Source organism: [Micrococcus luteus] ATCC 49442 (assembly GCF_010367585.1).
Taxonomy (GTDB): domain Bacteria; phylum Actinomycetota; class Actinomycetes; order Actinomycetales; family Micrococcaceae; genus Arthrobacter; species Arthrobacter luteus_A.
On sequence record NZ_JAAAXP010000001.1, the window covers coordinates 3294652 to 3313013 of the forward strand.

Below are 18362 nucleotides of genomic sequence, written 5' to 3' on the forward strand. Positions count from 1 at the left end.
GAGTGGATGGAAAAATGGTGGGAGTTTCGTTGGCGGTCACAGAAGAGGCAGGACGTACGGTTCCCGGGTGGCGGCCATCTTCCCGGATGCCAAGGCGGACAGTTGTGCGCGGGACTCCACGCCGAGCTTGCGGTAGATGCTGGTGAGGCGAACTTCCACGGTCCGGACGGAGACGAAGAGAGTGCCCGCAATTTCCTTGTTTCGCATGCCACGGGCAACCATCTGGGCAAGAGAGCGTTCGTGGTCGGTGAGCATCAGCATGGCCGGATTCGCAGGCACACCGGCAGGCCTGATCCGTTCGTCGAGAAGGAGGGAATCGACGCGCTGTGTCCAGGCATCAGCCCCGCATTCATCGAACAGGACCTTCGCCTGCAACAGGCCCTCCCGGCCTTCACCGAGCCGTCCGAAGGCGCTGAGCCGTTCCGCGTAGCAGAGCAGGGTCCTGGCGCGCTCAAGCAGCGACTCCTGGGAGCCGCTGCTCTCCAGCGCCGCGTTGAACAGCCGCAGCGACTCCTCCCCGTCGGACAGCATGGCGCGGCTGCGCGCCGTAGCTGTCATCAGCCACGATGATCGTCGCCCTATGGAACGGCTCTCCAGCCGGCCAAAGACCCGGATGGCTTCGCTGTGCCGCCCGAGCCGGATGAGAACTTCCACCAGGTCAGCTTCGCTGCGGAGAAGCGTGGGGTTGGCGAAGACGGTGCCGATCTCGGCCGCCCGTGACAACTGGGCGAAAGCCTCGGCCAGGTCGCCGCGCATCAATGCGAACTGTCCTTGGCAGGCGGCCAACTGAGCCGTGACGGCAGGATGGCTGGCCTCGCTCACGAAATGCTGGGCCTCGGCAAAAAACCTCTGGGCAAGGGCCTCATCGCCCAGTGAATGGGCGCGCCACACCCGGAAGATGTGCCGCATCCCCCGGTGGTACTTTGTTTCGGGGTCGGAATGCTCCAGGCGGTCGATGAGCAGGATGGCCCGCCGGACGTTTCCTGCCCTGATTTCGTTGTCCACGGCAAAGTGCGCGGCGGTTTGTCGCCAATTGAGGTCGACGGCCTCACCGGAGCTCCTCACGATCGCGTGCGCCTCATGGGCCGCGCCATGGTGCTCGGCGTAGGTGAGAGCGCGGCCCTCCACCAGTACGGTGGCCAGCGTGGTGCCGGCGGCTTCCCTGGTGCGTGGGAGAAGTACGGATTTACCCCGGATCGCGTCAACGAGCCGGGCTGCGCAGTCTGCCATGGCAAGGCAGTCGCTGGACGCGGCGTCCCGGAATTCCTGCACGTGCTGCAGCAGCGTGAGGGCATCGTCCAGCTCCCAACGCTCGGCGTAATACAGGGAACCGACAGCCAGTAGTCTGGCCGAATAAGCGGGATCATGCTGCCCGAACTCTTTCACCAGGCGCAGGACCATGCTGGGTCTCACGGAGGTGCCCTGCATGAACTGGAGTTCAAAGCCGAGTCCGGCCAGGCGCAGAACCAGGGCCGGGTTGCATGTCACCCGTTGTGCCCATTCCAGGTACCGCCTGGCGAAGACGAATTCCCCCCTGTTGAACAGGAGTTCGGCGGCAGTGGCCAGCCGGACCGCGGACTCCGCCCCGCAGGGGCCGACAGTGAGCGCACGCTCGATGTACTCCAAGGCAAACGGGACTTCTCCGGTGCGGATCAGGTCAACCGCGAGCCGGAGGAGTCCTAAAGGCGTCTCGCGCTCCGGCGCGCTGAAGCTCTGGTGCCACCGCTGGGCATAAGGGTCGTCGGCCCCCGCCGCTTCTGCGAGTGTGCGGTGCCCGGCGGTCCGGGCGACGGGCGGCATAGCGGAATAAACGTAGCCCCGCAGCAGCTGGTCCGGAATCCTCACGTGGGGCCCGGACTGGCTGGCCAGGCCGTTTCTCAGCAGCTCATCCAGGCCTGGCCAAAGCTCGCCACAGACCTTTTCCAAAGTGGCGATGTCGCTCCGGCGGGAGAGAGACAGGAGGTTCAGTACCTGCCGCGCTGCCGCACCAAGCGATCCCACTGCAGTGGCATATTCGGAGTCAAAACTGCTTCTGCAGGCCAGGGGAATAGGGAAGGCCCACGTTCCCTCCGCTTGCCGATCCAGCAGGCCGGTGTAGAGCTCGACGGCGGCGGCCAGGTTTCCCTGGCTGGCTGCTGCTACCGCATGGATCGCCGCTGTCGCGGTCTGCCTGGCCGGAAAAGACTCAAGTATGCGGACGGTGTCCTTGTAGTCCAGGGCAGAGAGGTGCAGGGCGGGGATGCTGTGGAACGGGCTGCCCGGCCCTTGCTCTCGCACACTGGTGAACAGGGCAATGTCCGTTCCGGCCAAGCGGCGCGAGAGGAATCCGAGGACGGCCTGAGTGCTCGGATCCAGCTGGTCGGCATCATCAACCACAATGACGGTCCGTCCAGATGAGCGCTTGTGGAGTCCGTCGAGCAGCATGGTGGAAACGGTGGAAACATTCATGTCCGCCGTCGAGGTGCGCAACAGTTGGTCTGTAAACCGGCTCAGGATTGGATCATCGATACCGTTGAGAAGCGCTGTGAGACCGGAAAATGGCCAGTCGGCCTCAGCCGCGTTTGCCTGCAGAAAGACGGTCCGATAGTCGGACAGGCGCGGGATCTGGGACAGCAGCGCTGATTTGCCCGCCCCCCGCCGAGCCACAATCGACAGGGCGGACTCCTTGGAAGCTCCGATCACTGACCGGATCCGGTCCAACTCGCTGGTCCGACCTGTCAAGTACATGGGTCCCCGTTCATCGATGAAGGAGACCTGTTCTTCTAGCGTGGCGGATCACATACAACCGTGCCCCTGCGGCCACGTAAATGACCGTTCGAGCCAACGCTGTACGCGTCACCGCGTTCAGTACGGTACCCAGCCGATGGGTGCAAATATAGCCGCCACGCCTGCCCTGCACCAGCGAAATTGAGCCCTTCCGGTACTCACTTTTCGGCCCCCGCAGCACTTGCTTGCGGCCGGTGTACGGAGGCGGTTCCCGGCCCCCACGGTCCCCGGAACTATGGCCGGGGACCGCCTGAGTGATGTCCCTGGAGACTACTCATTGTTATCCACATAGGAGATTCCCCGGCTTCCGGGCCGGATGAGCGCGGCATAGCCTCGAGTCAAGCGCGAATCGCCTATCCGGTCCAAATGCACTAAGATATTGAAGTCTGTGCTGCGCCCTGCCTTCGTTCCGTTGGCCGGGCATGCATGGCATCGCAAATGAACCTCCTGTTACGGAAATGCCGTAACCGCTTAGCCCAAAGGAGGTGGGTTCACATATGCGTCCTTACGAATTGATGGTAATCATCGACCCCGAGGTCGAAGAGCGTACCGTTGAGCCGTCGCTTCAGAAGTTCCTGAATGTCATCACCAACGATGGTGGAACCATCGAAAAGGTTGACATCTGGGGCCGTCGTCGACTGGCTTACGAAATCAAGAAGAAGTCCGAAGGTATCTACGCCGTGGTGAACTTCACCGCCAAGCCGGAAACCGCCAAGGAACTTGACCGCCAGCTGTCTCTTAACGAGACCATCATGCGCACCAAGATCACCCGTCCCGAAGAGCAGAAGGTTGTTGCTGAGTAATTTCAGCTCCGATTTTCATTCTTCACCCCGCAGGATCGAATTCTTCACCCAGGATCGAACAAGGAGGCAGTAGATGGCAGGCGAGACCACCATTACGGTCATCGGTAACCTCACCAATGACCCGGAATTGCGGTTCACACCGTCAGGTTCGGCAGTAGCGAACTTCACCATCGCTTCCACCCCACGCACCTTTGACCGCCAGTCCAACGAGTGGAAGGACGGGGAAACCCTGTTCCTCCGCGCAGCGGTATGGCGTGAAGCAGCCGAGAACGTCGCCGAATCCCTCACCAAGGGCATGCGCGTTATCGTTTCCGGCCGCTTGAAGAGCCGTTCCTACGAAACAAAAGAAGGCGAAAAGCGCACCGTTATCGAGCTCGAAGTCGATGAAATCGGCCCGAGCCTGCGCTATGCCAATGCCAAGGTCAACCGCACCCAGCGCTCCGGCGGTCAGGGTGGTCAGGGTGGCTTCGGCGGCGGCAACAGCGGCGGTGGCTTCGGAGGAGGCAACTCTGGTGGAAACCAGGGCGGCAACTCCGGCGGAGGCTTCGGTGGCGGCAACCAGCAGGCTGCACAGGAGGATCCCTGGGCAACGCCCGGTGTCTCCAACGCAGGCGGCTGGGGCAACGGCCCCGATTCCGAACCTCCCTTCTAAACCACCAAATTAAGGCCCGACGCCGGGACCGCCGAAGATGCCGCAAGGCACCAGGTGACTGCCGCCGTCGGACCACCACCATCCCGTGGATCACGATCCACGGGCTCCATAGAATAGGAGCTCCACGATGGCTAAGGCTGAACTCCGTAAGCCCAAACCAAAGTCCAACCCCTTGAAGGCCGCTGACATCACTGTCATCGACTACAAGGACGTAGCATTGCTGCGCAAGTTCATCTCCGACCGCGGAAAGATCCGCGCCCGTCGCGTCACTGGCGTCACGGTGCAGGAACAGCGCAAGATCGCCCAGGCAATCAAGAACGCCCGCGAAGTTGCTCTGCTGCCTTACTCCGGCGCTGGCCGCGGCTAAGGAAGGGATTAACTAACATGGCAAAGCTCATTCTGACCCACGAAGTAACCGGTCTCGGTGCTGCTGGCGACGTTGTCGAGGTCAAGGACGGTTACGCACGTAACTACCTGCTGCCCCGCAACTTCGCCCTGACCTGGTCGAAGGGTGGCGAGAAGCAGGTTGAGTCCATCAAGACTGCCCGTGCCGCCCGCGAGCACGCTTCCCTGGAAGATGCTCAGAAGCAGGCCGCTGCACTCTCCGCCAAGCCGGTCAAGCTCGTTGTCAAGGCTGGCGAGACCGGACGCCTGTTCGGCACCGTCAAGCAGGCCGACGTAGCCGACGCTGTTGAGGCCGCTGGCCTTGGCAAGATCGACAAGCGCAAGGTTGAACTGCCGGCACACATCAAGTCGGTTGGTTCCTACCAGGCCAACGTCCGCCTCCACGCTGACGTTGCCGCTGTGATCGAACTCAACGTAGTAGCAGGTAAGTAGTCTTCACGGCTACGCAGTCCTGAACTGCACGAAAACCCCCGTTGCCGGATTCCGGCGGCGGGGGTTTTCTGTGTCTCCTTCGCTGTTGGGCCCGGGATGTCAGGGGCTGTGAAGAACCGTGGTCACATGCCGGTAGCCGGCCCTGATCAGCTCGGCCAGTACGGCTTCGTCGACGTCGTCCAGCTTGTTCACGTACAGGCATCCTGCGCCGGTCTTATGCTTTCCGAGCCGGGGCAGCAGGTCCGCAGCCTCGGGCCCGTAGGTCAGCCCGTAGAGCGAGAGGCTAGCCTTCCGGGGTGAAAAGCCCACTGCGGCCGCGTCCCCTTCCCTGCCGCTCCCGTACTTGTAGTGGTACTGCCCGAAGCCCACGATGGTAGGGCCCCACATCTCGGGCTCTTCGCCGGTGATGTCCCGCATCAGCTTAAGCAGCCGCAGCCCGTCACGGTGCCTGACCGGGTGTTCCACTGCGGCCAGGAATTCCTCCACTGACGCGCCGGTTGCCTGGGTCTTGTTTTCAGCCATGACGGAAGTCTGGCAGAGCCAACGCCGCTTGTCAGTCGCGCCGCCCCGGTGGCTCGTCCCACCCAGGTGATAGCCTGCGGCGGTGACCCGGAACCTTGCCCCTGCCCGCCGCCGTCGTCCGTTCACCCAGGTGGACGTGTTCACGGACGAGCCGTACCGCGGCAACCCCCTCGCGGTGGTTGCCGATGCCGAAGACCTCAGTACGGAACAGATGCAGCAGTTTGCCAACTGGACCAACCTGTCGGAGACCACCTTCCTCCTGCCGCCCACCCACCCCGATGCCGACTACCGCGTCCGCATCTTCACCGCCCACGAGGAGTTCCCGTTCGCTGGGCATCCCACCCTGGGGTCGGCGCATGTCTGGCTGGAGGGGGGCGGTGTCCCGAAGCATGAGGGCGTCCTGGTCCAGGAATGTGCGGCAGGCCTGGTCCGGGTGAAGCGCGACGGCGGGCAGCTGGCTTTCGCCGCGCCGCCCCTGACGCGCTCCGGGCCCGTGGCCGAGGCGGACCTGGCACGCATCGCGGCGGGCCTGCGCGTGCCCCGGCAGGCGCTGCTGGACGCCTCCTGGCTGGTCAACGGGCCCGGCTGGATCGGCGTACTGCTGTCGTCCGCCGCGCAGGTGCTAGCCATCAGACCGGATCTTGCCGCCATGGGGGACCTGAAGGTGGGTGTGATCGGACCCCACGATGCTGACGCTGAGGCTGACTTCGAGGTGCGGACCTTCATCCCGGGTGACGCCGCGGCCGAGGACCCCGTCACGGGCAGCTTCAACGCCGGCGCAGCGCAGTGGCTGATCGGCAGCCGCCGTGCGCCGTCGTCGTACACCGCAGCGCAGGGCACCATGCTGGGCCGGGCGGGACGTGTCCGGGTAGAGGCCGTGGACGGCGACATCTGGGTAGGCGGCAGGTCCACCACCTGCATCAGCGGAAATGTGCTGCTCTAGCCCTGTGGATGAATCCCGGAATAAATGCGGAAGCCGCCCTGTTACCTCAGTACATGCAAACACATGTAATATGAAACTGTACCGATCTTAGGAGTCCATGGTGGAAACCCGCCGCATCACCGTATTGTCCGCCGGCCTGGGCGTCCCGTCCTCGAGCAGGCTGCTCGCCGACCAGCTCGCCGCTGCCGCAGAGCACCAGCTTGCCGACGCCGGCTATCAGGTGCGCGTGGACGTCGTCGAACTCCGGGACCTCGCCGTGGACATCGCAAACAACTTCGTGACCGGCTACGCCGCCCCGCGGCTGGCTGACGTCATATCCGGCGTGGAGGCATCCGATGGCATCATCGCCGTCACCCCGGTGTTCAGTGCGTCCTACAGCGGCCTCTTCAAATCCTTCATCGACGTCCTGGACCCCAAGTCCCTGGAAGGCAAGGCTGTCCTGCTGGGCGCCACCGGCGGCACGGACCGCCACCAGATGGTGCTGGACTACGCCATGCGTCCGCTGTTCACATACCTGCGAACGCGGATCGCCGCGACCGCCGTTTTCGCCGGCCCCCAGGATTGGGGAAACACGGACGACGGCGGCTCGCCCCTTTCGGAAAGGGTGCAGCGGGCAGCGGCAGAGTTCGCCGCGCTCCTGGAGGGTGCGCAGCCCGGCCGGAAGCCTGCCGTGGCGGAGTCCCTGCCGTTTGAACAGCTCCTCGCCGGCATCTCGGGCGCACGGTCCTGAAATAGCGCTTCCCGAACTAATCGGGGCTCCCGGTCGTTGACCGGGACATGAAATGTCCTGTGGATTCAATTGACCTGATCATGAGCGAACGCAGCGGCGTGGAGATCGATTATTGCCCGCAGTGCCGCGGCGTCTGGCTGGACCGCGGTGAGCTGGACAAGATCATCGACCGCGCCAACGAGGCAATGGGCGGCAGCGCTTCAACCCCACCCCGCACTGCGGCCGCGGCTCCGGCTCCTGTTCCGCCGCCCTTGTATCCGAACTTTGAACCGCGCCGCGAGCAGCCGCGGTACGACCAGCCCCGCCATGACGACCGGAAATATGATGACCGGAAATACGGCAAACAGGGCTATGACCGCGACTATGACCGGCGGCGTCCCAAGAAGAAGGAAGGCTGGCTGGGCGACCTGTTCGACTTCTGACCGCCCGGAGACTGCTAATCGTCCAGGAGGGCGATGAACTCCCGGGCCTGCTTAAGCGAAATATCTGAGTGCTTGGTCAGGGCAGTCGCCGCACCCTCGACGTCGCCACTGCGCGCCAGCGTCCGGATCCGCCCGTAGATCTCATCGTTGAGCATGTTGCTGCTGACCTCACGCGTCACATCGCCCTTGCTGGCGATGGCACGGTAGCGGTACGGGAACCGCTGGGGCGTGTCGTCGTCGTCCGGCTCCACGTCTGCGGGCGCGGCGTCCGGGCTCCGGTAAGGCTGCGGGTGGGCGGCCAGGGCGCCCACGGCGTCCCTGGCGGCCCGAAGTCCGTCCCCGGTGGACTCGTAGTAGAACTTGATGGCAGCCATGGCCTGCCCCTGCGCGATCAGGGCGTACAGCCTGCGGTGCTGGTCCTCACTGAGCTTGCCGGCTGCCACCCGGGCCAGCTCAGCCGCGTCCGGAGCAGGGGCGGCTCCCGCCTGGTGCGCCGTGGCCTGACGTTTGCTGAACGCACGGGCTGCCAGTGCTACTCCGGCGGCCACGACCGCAAGGATGATGACGGGGATCACGAGCGATTCCATTTCTAAAGCCGATCTATGTACTTCTTGGCGGTGGCCAGGTCTGTGTGGGTTGCTTGGCGCAGGAGTTTTATGGCTTGGATTTTGTGCCCGTCCCGCGCCATCGTCTGCAGCTGCATCGCAAGCTGCGGATTCAGCTGCCCGCCCGGGAGGGCGGAAAATCCGTACATGCCGTTGTGCGGCCCAGCCTGTCCGTGTTGTGCGGCGCGGGCGTGGGCTTCCTGCTGGGACTGCTGTTGCTCGTTCTGGCTTGGCCGCGTACTGGCTTCGAGGCGGGCGCGCACTGCCGTAGCCACCCGCACCTGCTCGGCGTAGTGTTCAGCGGAGCGCCTGGCGAGGTCCTGCTGGTACTTTTCAGCATCCGAGGTCCCGGAATCGCGTGGCCTTAGCGCTGTTGCGAGCGTCCACAGAACTGCCACCAGGATTCCGGCCGGCAGTAGCACCATCAGTATGTCGCCCATGCTTAGAGCTTATGCCAGATGGGCGTTATCCACAGCACATTTACCCGCGTTCCATACAGTGCTTTGGCCGCACGGTCAAAACCTCAGCAGCTGGTGTGAGGTTCATCATCAGGCCTGCACGGACCACGCTCCAGGCCTCTCAATACGCCCCGGTATCAACAGCGTCCCGCTGCAAGCTGTGGATGAAGGTTTCACATAAAAAAATCCCGTCCACATACTAGAAGGACGTTTGCGCAGGTCAGACGCCTGATGCACGTCAAAGTTTTTTTGTATCCACAGGGTCATGCACAGGCTGTGCACAAGCTACGCCGTGTAGTGCACAGGTTATCCACAGGCTGCGGTGACTGCTGGCTTGGAGGCTGGGGCGGGGACGGCTACCGTTGCGGAATACCTGTTTTTGGGGAGCGAGGGAACGCCGCCGCCGACGGGTGGGACCACCGCGCAGGCCTTGGTTCTTGGCACTGACGGCATCTTCTGTGGATAACTTGTGGATAGTGGGGATAACTCCCGCGCGCGCCGCGCTGATCCCGTTCAGGCCGGCCGGTCCTGGTTGTCGGTGGCCACTGGTAGACCTGAATGTACGCCGCTCTGTGGAAGCTCCACAGGACGGTCCCCGGCAGGATAAATGGCTTACCCGCCGCGTCAGCGGCACAACGGAGGACGGCAGCTTTGTCAGTAACGCACCTGGACTCGCTCGAGGGCACCCGCAGTTCGGAAGGCAGCCGAAAACCTCCGCAGGATATTCCGGCGGAACAGTCCGTCCTCGGCGGCATGATGCTGTCAAAGGACGCCATCGCCGATGTTGTGGAAATCCTCCGCGGCCAGGATTTCTACCGTCCCGCACACGAGACCATCTATGAAGCCATCCTCGATCTCTATGGCCGAGGTGAGCCGGCCGACGCCGTGACCGTCTCAGATGAACTGACCAAGCGGGCGGAAATCAACAGGATCGGTGGCCCCGCCTACCTTCACGAGCTCATCCAGACGGTTCCGACGGCCGCCAACGCCGGCTACTACGCCGAGATTGTGGCCGAGCGTGCCGTCCTGCGCCGCCTGGTCAACGCCGGTACCAAGATCGTCCAGCTGGGCTACGGTTCCGACGGCGAAGTGGAGGACCTGGTCAACCAGGCGCAGGCCGAGGTCTACGCCGTGGCTGAGCGGCGCACCGCCGAGGATTATGTGCTCCTCAAGGACGTCATGGAATCCACGGTGGACGAGATCGAAGCGTCCGGACACCGGGAGGAAGGCATGACCGGGGTGCCCACGGGATTCTATGAGCTGGATGAGCTCACCCACGGGCTCCACCCGGGTCAGATGATTGTCATCGCAGCCCGCCCGGCCGTTGGCAAGTCCACGTTTGCCTTGGATTTCGCCCGCTCGGCGGCGATCAAGAACAACCTGGCCACTGTGATGTTCTCGCTCGAAATGGGCCGGAACGAAATTGCGATGCGCCTCCTGTCCGCCGAGGCGACCATCGGCCTCCAGGACCTTCGCAAAGGCACCATCAAGGACGAGCAGTGGTCCAAGATCGCCACCACCATGGGCCGGATGAATGATGCCCCGCTGTTCATCGATGACAGCCCCAACATGTCGCTCATGGAGATCAGGGCCAAATGCCGGCGCCTCAAACAGCAGCATGACCTCAAGCTGGTCATCCTGGACTACCTGCAGCTCATGAGCTCCGGCAAGAAGGTGGAGTCGCGCCAGCAGGAAGTTTCCGAGTTCTCCCGCGCGCTCAAGCTCCTGGCCAAGGAGCTCCAGGTCCCGGTCATTGCCCTGTCGCAGCTGAACCGTGGCTCCGAGCAGCGCCAGGACAAGCGGCCCATGGTCTCCGACCTTCGCGAGTCCGGCTCCATCGAGCAGGACGCGGACATGGTCATCCTGCTGCACCGCGAGGATGTGTACGACAAGGAGTCGCCGCGTGCCGGTGAGGCGGACATCCTGATCGCCAAGCACCGTAACGGCCCCACGAAGGACATCGTGGTCGCATTTCAGGGCCACTACTCGCGGTTCGCCAACATGGCGGCCGACGCCGGCGGCGGAGGTTTCTAAGCGGCCCTCGGGGGCTGAGCCGGCCGGCTCAGCCCTGCTGCAGCAGGTGGTTGGGCAGCCGGTTCCCCGGCGCGGTCCCGCGGATCTCCAGCAGTTCGCGCGCATGGGCGTGCAGGCGTTTGTCCTCGTCCGTCACCGGCACCCAGGTTGGGACGGGCACTGAGTTGCCGTCGGCGTCGCGTGCCACCATTACGGTGAGGCAATACGTGGTGAGGTTCAGTTCCCTGCCCCTGGCGTCCCCGGAGCGGACGTGTACGGCAATGTGCATGCCTTTGGTCCCGGTGTAGACCAGCCTGGCTTCGACTTCCACCACGTGGCCGATCAGCAATGGCCGGTAGAAGCGGACGCCGCCGGAAAATACCGCGACGGTGTCCTTCCCGCAGTAACGTGACGCGCACACATAGGCCGCCTCGTCGATCCACTTCATCACGATGCCGCCGTGCACTTTCCCGCCCCAGTTCACGTCCGTAGGGGCGGCCATAAACCGCAGCGTCACGCGTTCGGCCGTCCCGGCGTCGGTATATTCCTGGGCGCTCATGGCTTCGACGATCTGCTCGCGGATCCTGATCCGCGCCAAGGCATGGTCGCGCTCTTCAATTTCGGCCGGAGTCACCGGTTCGAACTGCCTCACCGGCACGGGTTTGCCGTCGTCGCCCACCGCCACAAAGATCACCATGCACTGGCTGCGCATCGTGGCCCCGCCGCCTTTCGGATCACCGGATGACACAACGGTGCGGATATGCATCGAGGAGCGTCCCGTGTAGACGATGGTGGCTTCCACCTCCACCATGTCGCCAATGTTCACCGGGTCCGCGAAGTGGATGTTGCCCACGTAAGCCGTCACGCAATATGACTTGGCCCAGCCCACGGCGGCGGCGTACGCAGCCTTGTCCACCCACTCGAGGACAGTGCCCGCATCAACAGAGCCGCTGTGGCCCACATCCATGGGCGCTGCCAGGAATCGGAGGGTCACGGAGTTGGCGGCGGTCTCATTCATGCTGCGATCTTACTGAGGGAAAAGGGTTACTTAGCGGTAACGCCGATTTGCTACGCTAATGATAATCACTATCATTAAGCCATGCTGATAACTCCTCCTTCCCATAGCCGGGCCCACCGCCCGGCACTCCTCCTGCCGGCCTTGCTCGCCGTGACAGCTGTGGCCCTGGCCGGTTGCGGCACGGGTGCCCCCGGATCCGGGGCGGCCCAGGCGTCCGCCTCTGCCGCCGGCAGTGAAGAAGCCGTCGAGGCCAAGGAGACGCCCGGCCGCGCGCCGCGCCTTGTCCTGACCCACGACGAAGGCATCTCCGTCCTGGACGCCAAGACGCTCGAAGCCGTGGGGGAGCTGCCCCTGGCCGGCTTCAACAGGGTGAGCCCCGCCGGCGACGGCCGCCATGTCCTGGTGGCCACCGGGGATGCCTTCCGGATCCTCGACGCGGGCGTATGGACGGAAGCCCACGGAGACCATGGACATTCCTATGCCGGTGAACCGCGGATGAGGGACCGGGCCTTCGATGCCAGCAAGGCGGGCCATGTGGTTAACCACGCTGATCAGACAGTCCTGTTCAGTGACGGCTCGGGCAGGGTCGATATCTTTGACCCCGCCGCACTGACGGACGGCCTGGCCGCCGGCCTGCCTGCCACAAGCACATACATCACACCTGAAGCCCACCATGGCGTGGCCATCGGGCTCCAGGGCGACCAGTTGCTGGTTACGCTGGGCAATGCCGAGGGCCGCTCCGGCATGGCTCTGCTGGGCGCCCCGGCGGCTGGCGACGGACAGGACCGCGCCGAGCTCCTGCGGAACGAGGACTGCCCCGGCGTCCATGGCGAGGCGGTGGCTGGCGCGGACACGGTGGTGGTGGGCTGCGAGGACGGCATGCTGGTCTACCGCGCCGGGGCCTTTACCAAGGTGGCAAGTCCGGATGCTTACGGCCGGATGGGTAACCAGGCCGGCAGTGCTGCCTCCCCGGTGATCCTGGGGGACTACAAGGTGGACCGGGATGCCGAGCTCGAGCGGCCCACCCGGGTTTCATTGGTCAACACTGACACCGGCGAGCTCAAGCTGGTGGATCTTGGCGTCAGCTACTCCTTCCGCTCACTGGGCCGCGGTCCGGCAGGGGAGGCGCTGGTGCTGGGAACGGACGGCGCCCTGCATGTGATTGACCCGCTCACGGGCGCAGTCACTGCCAAAATCCCCGTAGTGGGAGCCTGGGAGGAGCCTGAGGTCTGGCAGGACCCGCGGCCTACGCTGTTTGTCCTGGGTTCGCGGGCCTATGTCACCGAACCGGCTACCTCCAGCATCCACGCCGTGGACCTGAAGGCGGGCAAGGTGGTCAAAAGCGCTGAGCTGGCGCACGCGCCGAACGAAATGACCGGAGTCACGGGCTGACCGTTCCCTCTCCCCATCGACGCTCTCTCACTTAATGCGCTTAAACGCGCAACGCTCTCTCACTTTCGTCAAGAAAGTGAGAGAGCGTTGCCGGTTTACCTGCATTAAGTGAGAGAGCGTCTGAGGGGGATTGGGTCAGGCGAGTACTGCCAGCTTGTTGTTCATGCGGCCGAAGAGGGCGCGGTCCACGGAAACGCGTCCGGCGCCGGTCAGGGCGAGGGCCAGGGCGGCTGCGCCGAGGAGCAGGACAAGCTCGTATCCGCCCTTGTCGGCAAAGACGCCGGCTGCGGCGTGCACCAGGAAGAGCGCGCCGATCATGTTGACGGCCAGCAGGGCGGCGACAACGCGGGTGAGCACGCCCAGGATGAGGGCGATGCCGCCGACGAGTTCGAGGCCTGCCACCAGCGGTGCGGTCAGGTTGGCAGCGGGCACGCCCATCTGGGTGAAGGCGGCCTGGGTGCCGGCGATGGTCCATTCGTTGAACTTCTGGAAGCCGTGGGCGGCGAAGAGGAAGCCAAGGGCAACGCGGAGGATGGTCAGGGCGGCGGTGGTGAGGCGTGACTGGTTCATGCTTCAAGTGTCCCCTGCAATTGGTTGAAGTGTCAACTAATTATGATGTTTTGTGTCCTTTGTCATGACGAGGGGAGTCATGAAGTCTGTGGCGTAACGCCGGGCGCGGATGCCGGTGGACCCCGTTAGGCTGGCCCTGTGCCGCACCAATCCGCCCCCGCCGTAGAACGTCCCGCCAGCAATACCCGCGACATTCTGCGCCTGGCTGTGCCGGCTTTCGGCGCGCTGATCGCCGAACCGCTCTTCCTGCTGGCGGATTCTGCCATTGTGGGCCACCTGGGCGTTGCCCAGCTGGCAGGAGTGGGGCTCGCCTCCGCCGTGCTGCACACCGCCGTCGGCCTGATGGTTTTCCTGGCTTACTCCACAACTCCCGCAGTGGCCCGCGCCATGGGCCACGGCCAGTTGGGCAAGGCCCTCGCTGCCGGGCGCGACGGCGTCTGGCTGGCGCTGCTGCTGGGGCTTGTTCTCGCGGTGGGCGGATTCTGGGCCGCCGAACCGCTGGTGACCCTGATGGGTGCCGAGGGCGACGTGCGTGCCTTCGCGGTGGACTATCTCCGCTGGTCAATGCCCGGGATGGTGGCCATGCTGCTGATTTTTGCCGGCACGGGTGTCCTTCGCGGCCTGCAGGACACCAGGACGCCGCTGGTGGTGGCCACGGCCGGCTTCACCCTGAATATTCTCCTCAACCTGTGGCTGGTTTACGGCCTGGGCTGGTCGGTGGCCGGCTCGGCGATCGGCACCAGCGTGGCGCAATGGGCCATGGCTGCTGTCTATCTGGTCATGGTTCAGCGGAATGCCGTCCGGCACGGAGTGAGCCTGCTGCCAAGCTGGAGGGGAATCCGGACCATGACGCGCGTCGGGTCATGGCTGATGCTCCGCACGCTGAGCCTGCGCATCGCGATCCTGGCCACGGTTCTTGTTGTCACCGGCCAGGGGGCCGTGAACCTGGCCGCGCACCAGCTGGCCATGACCATTTTCTCCTTTCTCGCCTTTGCCCTCGATGCCCTGGCAATCGCCGCGCAGGCCTTGATCGGCAAGGAACTGGGCGCATCCCACCCCGCCAAGGCGCGGCTCCTGACCCGGACGATGATCCGCTGGGGCCTCGGATTCGGGGTGGTTACCGGGGCAATGCTCGCCATTGCTGCGCCGTGGGCGGGGGCGCTGTTCACGTCCGACGCCGGTGTCCGGTCGGCCCTGATGTATGCGCTGTGGATCCTGGCGGCGGGCCAGCCGCTGGCCGGGTACGTTTTTGTCCTCGACGGCGTGCTGATCGGAGCCGGCGACGCCAGGTACCTGGCGCTGGCCGGCGTGGCCAACCTTGCCGTGTACGCCCCGCTGCTGGCGGCCGTGGCAGCCTCGGGAGTATCCGGAACCGCAGGGCTTGGGTGGCTGTGGGCCGCCTTCGCCGTGGCCTACATGGCTGCCCGCGCCGTGACGCTTGGGCTCCGCGCCCGGACGGACCGCTGGATGGTGCTGGGTTCGCCATAGCATCCGCGGCCACTAAACTGGACCGGTGAACCCACCACTGACACCCGCAAACACAGCCGCCGGCACCGCCCAGCGGGCTGATCTGTGGAAGCCGGTACTGCTCCGTGCCCTGGCTGCACTCGCCTTCGGAACCGTAACGATTTTCTGGCCCGCGCCGTCCATCCAGGTCATGGGCTGGGCCGGCGGCCTGTACCTGCTGGCCACCGGGCTTGTTTTGCTGTGGGGTATCCCCTTGGCGGGCTTTCCGCGGGACGGAATGCCGGGCAAGATCCTTTCCGCGGCCGGGGCCGGACTGACGGGTGCGGGCGCTGCGCTGGTCCTGCTGCATGGAGACATGGTCTTCGGAACAGTGGCGACCGTGGGCCTCGCGCTACTGGGAGCGGTGGAGCTTTACTGCGGTATCCGGTACCGGGGCCGGCACCTGCTGGCCCGCGATTGGCTGGCATCGGGCATCATTGGCCTCGGCACGGCGGCCATTCTCCCCTTTTTCATCAGCCTGGGAGCCCATGCGCTGCTCGGCGTCGCCGGCGGCGGGGCCATCATCTCCGGTGTGCTGTGGGTCCTGTCGGGGCTGACGCTGCGGCACGATGCCCGGACTGCCTCCGCGAAGCCGTAAACTAGAAGCAAACGTTTCTACCCTGCGTAGAAAACCCGGGCGGACAACCGCACACATTCAAGCCAGCAGGCCCATCCGGCCCGGCTGATAGGAGAGGAATTATCGTGGCAGACCAGAAACCAGGCAAACCGCGCAAGCTGCGGACCTCGGTGAAGGGGCCGCTGATGTTCTCCGCGTTCTGGGCCGTCCTCACCTTCGGTTCAGTGCTGATTTTCGCCTCCGGCGGCAGTTCCCGTGCCCCCCGGTTCGATCTTGCCTTCACCGGCGCCGGCATCGCGTTTATCGTCACGCTGGTGATCGCGGCCATGCTCTCGATGAGCCACAAGGAAAACGCCGAGTACCTGGGCAAGGGCTCCGGAGTGAACCTCAGCTCGGCCAAGAAGCCGTCCCACGGGGTCGGTGGCCACCGCCAGCCGGGCAGCACTTCGGGTGCCTCCGACGCTGACGGCCCGGGCAACCCGTAGCCGCTGACGGCCAGGGCAGCCATTACGGTCCGGGCCGCCCGTCGCCCCTAGGGTCCCGCCCTTAGCGAACCAGCGCCTGGCCAGCAGACCCCTATCGCACTGCAGCCTGCCTCGCTCGATAGGCCGCCACGTGTGCGCGGTTGGCGCAGTTCCCCGTATCGCAGTACCGTTTCGACCGGTTCCGGCTGAGGTCCAGCAGCACCGCGTCGCAGTCACTCGCCTCGCACACCAGCAGCCGGTCCATTTCCTTGCTACGGATGACATCCACCAGTGCCATGGCTGCTTCGGTGCTCATCCGGTCTGCCAGGGGCGCTTCCATCGTGGTGGCGTGCAGATGCCAGTCCCAACCGTCGTGCTTTATAAGCTGGGGGAGGGCGTTGGCGTCCCGCAGCAACTGGTTGACCGTGGCCACCGCGGTGTCCTCGTCAGCGGTCCAGAGCGCTGCCAACCTGCTCCGTAGCGCGCGGACGCCCTCCAGTTCCGCCGCGTCGCGCGTCCGGGACCCGCTGAATCGTTCCGTTTCGGTGAAATGGTCCAGGTCAGCCACGGTGGCCAGCGCTTCCCGCCCGTTCGCGGCCGTGTTGATCAGATTGACCACCGTGCGCAGGGCAACCTCGGTGTCAGGGGCAAAGACCATCTTGACTCCTTACTTAGTCCAAGCGTAGTGTCAGGACCAATACCCCACTTTACTCCTGACAGGAGGCGACGGTGTCAGCCGCCCTCAATCCCGCAACAGCGCGGGGAATCCTTGGTTCCGGCCTGGGCATCGCGTTGTTTTCTTCGGCCGTTTTCGGCCTGTCCGGCTCATTTGCCAAAGCACTCCTGGAGAGTGGCTGGTCGCCGGGCGCGGCCGTCACGGCCCGGCTGAGCGGCGCTGCGCTGATCCTAGCCATCCCGGCCATCCTGGCACTGCGGAGGCGGTGGCATCAGCTGCGGGACAACTGGGTCACCATCGGCCTTTTCGGACTGATCGGCGTGGCCGCGTGCCAGCTCTTCTACTTCAACGCTGTGGAGCGTCTCTCGGTGGGCGTGGCGCTGTTGCTGGAGTATCTGGCCCCCGTACTGATTGTGCTGTGGCTGTGGGCTGCCAGCCGCAAACGGCCCCGCGTTCCGACCATTGCGGGAACCCTGCTGTCCCTGGCCGGCCTGGTCCTGGTGCTGGACCTCACCGGGGCCGTCAAAATCGACGTCGTCGGGGTCCTGTGGGGATTGGCTGCCGCGGTCTGCCTGGCCATCTATTTCTTCATCACCGCAAAGAAGAACGATTCCCTGCCGCCCATCGTCCTTGCGTCAGCCGGACTCATGGTGGGGGCCGCTGTTATGTGGCTCTCGGCAGCGACAGGCCTGCTTCCCATGGCATTTACTACAACGGACACCCGGCTCGGTGCCTGGATCGCGCCATGGTGGGTTGCCCTGGCCGGACTGGTCATCCTGGCGACAGTCCTTGCCTACGTTTCCGGGGTCATGGCTGCGCGCGCACTCGGCTCCAAGGTGGCGTCCTTCGTGTCGCTGACCGAGGTGCTGTTCGCCGTCATTTGGGCCTGGCTGCTGCTGGGTGAGCTGCCCGGCGCCATCCAGCTGATCGGCGGGTTGCTGATCGTTGGGGGCGTGGTCCTCGTGCGCCTGGACGAACTGCGCACCGCTGCCGCTGCCCCCGATGCCGTACCCGCCGGGACGGTGGAGCAACTGGATCACTCGAATGACGTCGAACCCGTCCCCTGAGTGCCGACGCGCCTTAAATGGCCGAGGGCCCGGACACTTTGCTGTGTCCGGGCCCTCGGTTCATGCTGTGGTTAGCGTGAAGCCTGGTCCTGCTCGTTGGCGTTCTTGGTTGCCTTGGTGCCGGCATCCTTCAGCGCCTGGATGACCTGGTTCAGTGCACTGGTGTGCGTGCCGGACCATTCGCTGCGGAAGTGCTTCGCGTCCGGGCCTTCCCAGGTGGTGCTGTCCAGCAGGCGGGACAGGTTGGTCCGCTGCTGCTCGATCTCCGAAGCACCGGCCTGCAGCTTCGTGCCAAGAGTCCTGAGCTGCTCTACATCTGCGCCCCAAATAGCCATCAGTTT

Annotated in this window: 21 protein-coding genes; 13 read left to right on the forward strand and 8 right to left on the reverse strand. The window is 64.7% G+C overall.

Annotation, left to right across the window (positions count from 1 at the left end):
* Nucleotides 1–36 precede the first annotated feature (36 nt).
* Complete coding sequence (locus tag GUV69_RS14980) at nt 37–2727, reverse strand: helix-turn-helix transcriptional regulator (protein ID WP_164203849.1); 2691 nt, start codon at nt 2725–2727, stop codon at nt 37–39.
* A gap of 536 nt (nt 2728–3263) precedes the next feature.
* Here GUV69_RS14980 and rpsF point away from each other — a divergent pair.
* The 4 genes from rpsF (at nt 3264) to rplI (ending at nt 5058) form a co-directional block, all read left to right on the forward strand.
* Nucleotides 3264–3569 carry a 30S ribosomal protein S6 gene (gene rpsF, locus GUV69_RS14985; RefSeq protein ID WP_013602900.1) on the forward strand — a complete coding sequence of 102 codons (306 nt, stop codon included), beginning with the start codon at nt 3264–3266 and terminating at the stop codon, nt 3567–3569.
* Between the two features lie 73 nt (nt 3570–3642).
* Entirely contained in the window at nt 3643–4221 is a 579-nt protein-coding gene (locus tag GUV69_RS14990) for a single-stranded DNA-binding protein (RefSeq protein ID WP_131132000.1), read from the forward strand.
* Between the two features lie 127 nt (nt 4222–4348).
* Entirely contained in the window at nt 4349–4588 is a 240-nt protein-coding gene (gene rpsR, locus GUV69_RS14995; RefSeq protein ID WP_003800144.1) for a 30S ribosomal protein S18, read from the forward strand.
* 17 nt (nt 4589–4605) lie between these two features.
* Nucleotides 4606–5058, forward strand: coding sequence for a 50S ribosomal protein L9 (gene rplI, locus GUV69_RS15000; RefSeq protein WP_056341694.1), 453 nt, complete (start codon nt 4606–4608; stop codon nt 5056–5058).
* Between the two features lie 99 nt (nt 5059–5157).
* On the opposite strand, the gene GUV69_RS15005 is transcribed toward rplI, so the two are convergent.
* Nucleotides 5158–5580, reverse strand: a complete 423-nt coding sequence (locus GUV69_RS15005; RefSeq protein WP_164203851.1) for a DUF1801 domain-containing protein — start codon at nt 5578–5580, stop codon at nt 5158–5160.
* 82 nt (nt 5581–5662) lie between these two features.
* On the opposite strand from GUV69_RS15005, the gene GUV69_RS15010 reads away from it, so the two are divergent.
* The 3 genes from GUV69_RS15010 to GUV69_RS15020 all read left to right on the forward strand — a co-directional run bounded on the left by GUV69_RS15010 (nt 5663) and on the right by GUV69_RS15020 (nt 7675).
* Nucleotides 5663–6523 (forward strand): PhzF family phenazine biosynthesis protein, encoded by an 861-nt coding sequence (locus GUV69_RS15010; RefSeq protein ID WP_208786654.1) that lies wholly within the window; start codon nt 5663–5665, stop codon nt 6521–6523.
* A gap of 100 nt (nt 6524–6623) precedes the next feature.
* Entirely contained in the window at nt 6624–7253 is a 630-nt protein-coding gene (locus GUV69_RS15015; RefSeq protein ID WP_164206609.1) for a CE1759 family FMN reductase, read from the forward strand.
* A 59-nt stretch (nt 7254–7312) separates the two neighbouring features.
* Nucleotides 7313–7675 carry a TFIIB-type zinc ribbon-containing protein gene (locus GUV69_RS15020; protein WP_244292739.1) on the forward strand — a complete coding sequence of 121 codons (363 nt, stop codon included), beginning with the start codon at nt 7313–7315 and terminating at the stop codon, nt 7673–7675.
* 14 nt (nt 7676–7689) lie between these two features.
* On the opposite strand, the gene GUV69_RS15025 is transcribed toward GUV69_RS15020, so the two are convergent.
* Complete coding sequence (locus GUV69_RS15025) at nt 7690–8262, reverse strand: hypothetical protein (RefSeq protein WP_164203855.1); 573 nt, start codon at nt 8260–8262, stop codon at nt 7690–7692.
* Between the two features lie 2 nt (nt 8263–8264).
* Nucleotides 8265–8720 (reverse strand): hypothetical protein, encoded by a 456-nt coding sequence (locus GUV69_RS15030; RefSeq protein ID WP_164203857.1) that lies wholly within the window; start codon nt 8718–8720, stop codon nt 8265–8267.
* Nucleotides 8721–9389: 669 nt separating this feature from the next.
* Here GUV69_RS15030 and dnaB point away from each other — a divergent pair.
* Complete coding sequence (gene dnaB, locus GUV69_RS15035) at nt 9390–10772, forward strand: replicative DNA helicase (RefSeq protein WP_164203859.1); 1383 nt, start codon at nt 9390–9392, stop codon at nt 10770–10772.
* A 28-nt stretch (nt 10773–10800) separates the two neighbouring features.
* On the opposite strand, the gene GUV69_RS15040 is transcribed toward dnaB, so the two are convergent.
* On the reverse strand, nt 10801–11769 hold the full coding sequence (locus GUV69_RS15040) for an acyl-CoA thioesterase (RefSeq protein WP_164203861.1): 969 nt from the start codon (nt 11767–11769) through the stop codon (nt 10801–10803).
* Nucleotides 11770–11850: 81 nt separating this feature from the next.
* On the opposite strand from GUV69_RS15040, the gene aztD reads away from it, so the two are divergent.
* The gene (aztD, locus tag GUV69_RS15045; protein WP_164203863.1) at nt 11851–13161 is read left to right on the forward strand and encodes a zinc metallochaperone AztD; all 1311 of its coding nucleotides are present in this window, start codon (nt 11851–11853) and stop codon (nt 13159–13161) included.
* 135 nt (nt 13162–13296) lie between these two features.
* Here aztD and GUV69_RS15050 read toward each other — a convergent pair whose 3' ends face one another.
* On the reverse strand, nt 13297–13731 hold the full coding sequence (locus GUV69_RS15050) for a DoxX family protein (RefSeq protein ID WP_164203865.1): 435 nt from the start codon (nt 13729–13731) through the stop codon (nt 13297–13299).
* 138 nt (nt 13732–13869) lie between these two features.
* On the opposite strand from GUV69_RS15050, the gene GUV69_RS15055 reads away from it, so the two are divergent.
* The 3 genes from GUV69_RS15055 to GUV69_RS15065 all read left to right on the forward strand — a co-directional run bounded on the left by GUV69_RS15055 (nt 13870) and on the right by GUV69_RS15065 (nt 16299).
* Nucleotides 13870–15219, forward strand: coding sequence for an MATE family efflux transporter (locus GUV69_RS15055; RefSeq protein ID WP_164203867.1), 1350 nt, complete (start codon nt 13870–13872; stop codon nt 15217–15219).
* 25 nt (nt 15220–15244) lie between these two features.
* Nucleotides 15245–15835, forward strand: coding sequence for a hypothetical protein (locus GUV69_RS15060; RefSeq protein WP_208786655.1), 591 nt, complete (start codon nt 15245–15247; stop codon nt 15833–15835).
* Between the two features lie 104 nt (nt 15836–15939).
* Nucleotides 15940–16299, forward strand: a complete 360-nt coding sequence (locus tag GUV69_RS15065) for a hypothetical protein (protein ID WP_164203869.1) — start codon at nt 15940–15942, stop codon at nt 16297–16299.
* A 91-nt stretch (nt 16300–16390) separates the two neighbouring features.
* Here GUV69_RS15065 and GUV69_RS15070 read toward each other — a convergent pair whose 3' ends face one another.
* Nucleotides 16391–16936, reverse strand: a complete 546-nt coding sequence (locus tag GUV69_RS15070) for a CGNR zinc finger domain-containing protein (RefSeq protein ID WP_164203872.1) — start codon at nt 16934–16936, stop codon at nt 16391–16393.
* A 71-nt stretch (nt 16937–17007) separates the two neighbouring features.
* On the opposite strand from GUV69_RS15070, the gene GUV69_RS15075 reads away from it, so the two are divergent.
* Nucleotides 17008–18021: an EamA family transporter gene (locus GUV69_RS15075; RefSeq protein ID WP_164203874.1), complete on the forward strand. Its 1014-nt coding sequence runs from the start codon at nt 17008–17010 to the stop codon at nt 18019–18021.
* A gap of 71 nt (nt 18022–18092) precedes the next feature.
* Here the strand turns inward: GUV69_RS15075 and GUV69_RS15080 are convergent, their stop codons facing one another.
* The gene (locus GUV69_RS15080; protein ID WP_164201313.1) at nt 18093–18356 is read right to left on the reverse strand and encodes a WXG100 family type VII secretion target; all 264 of its coding nucleotides are present in this window, start codon (nt 18354–18356) and stop codon (nt 18093–18095) included.
* Nucleotides 18357–18362: the final 6 nt, after the last annotated feature.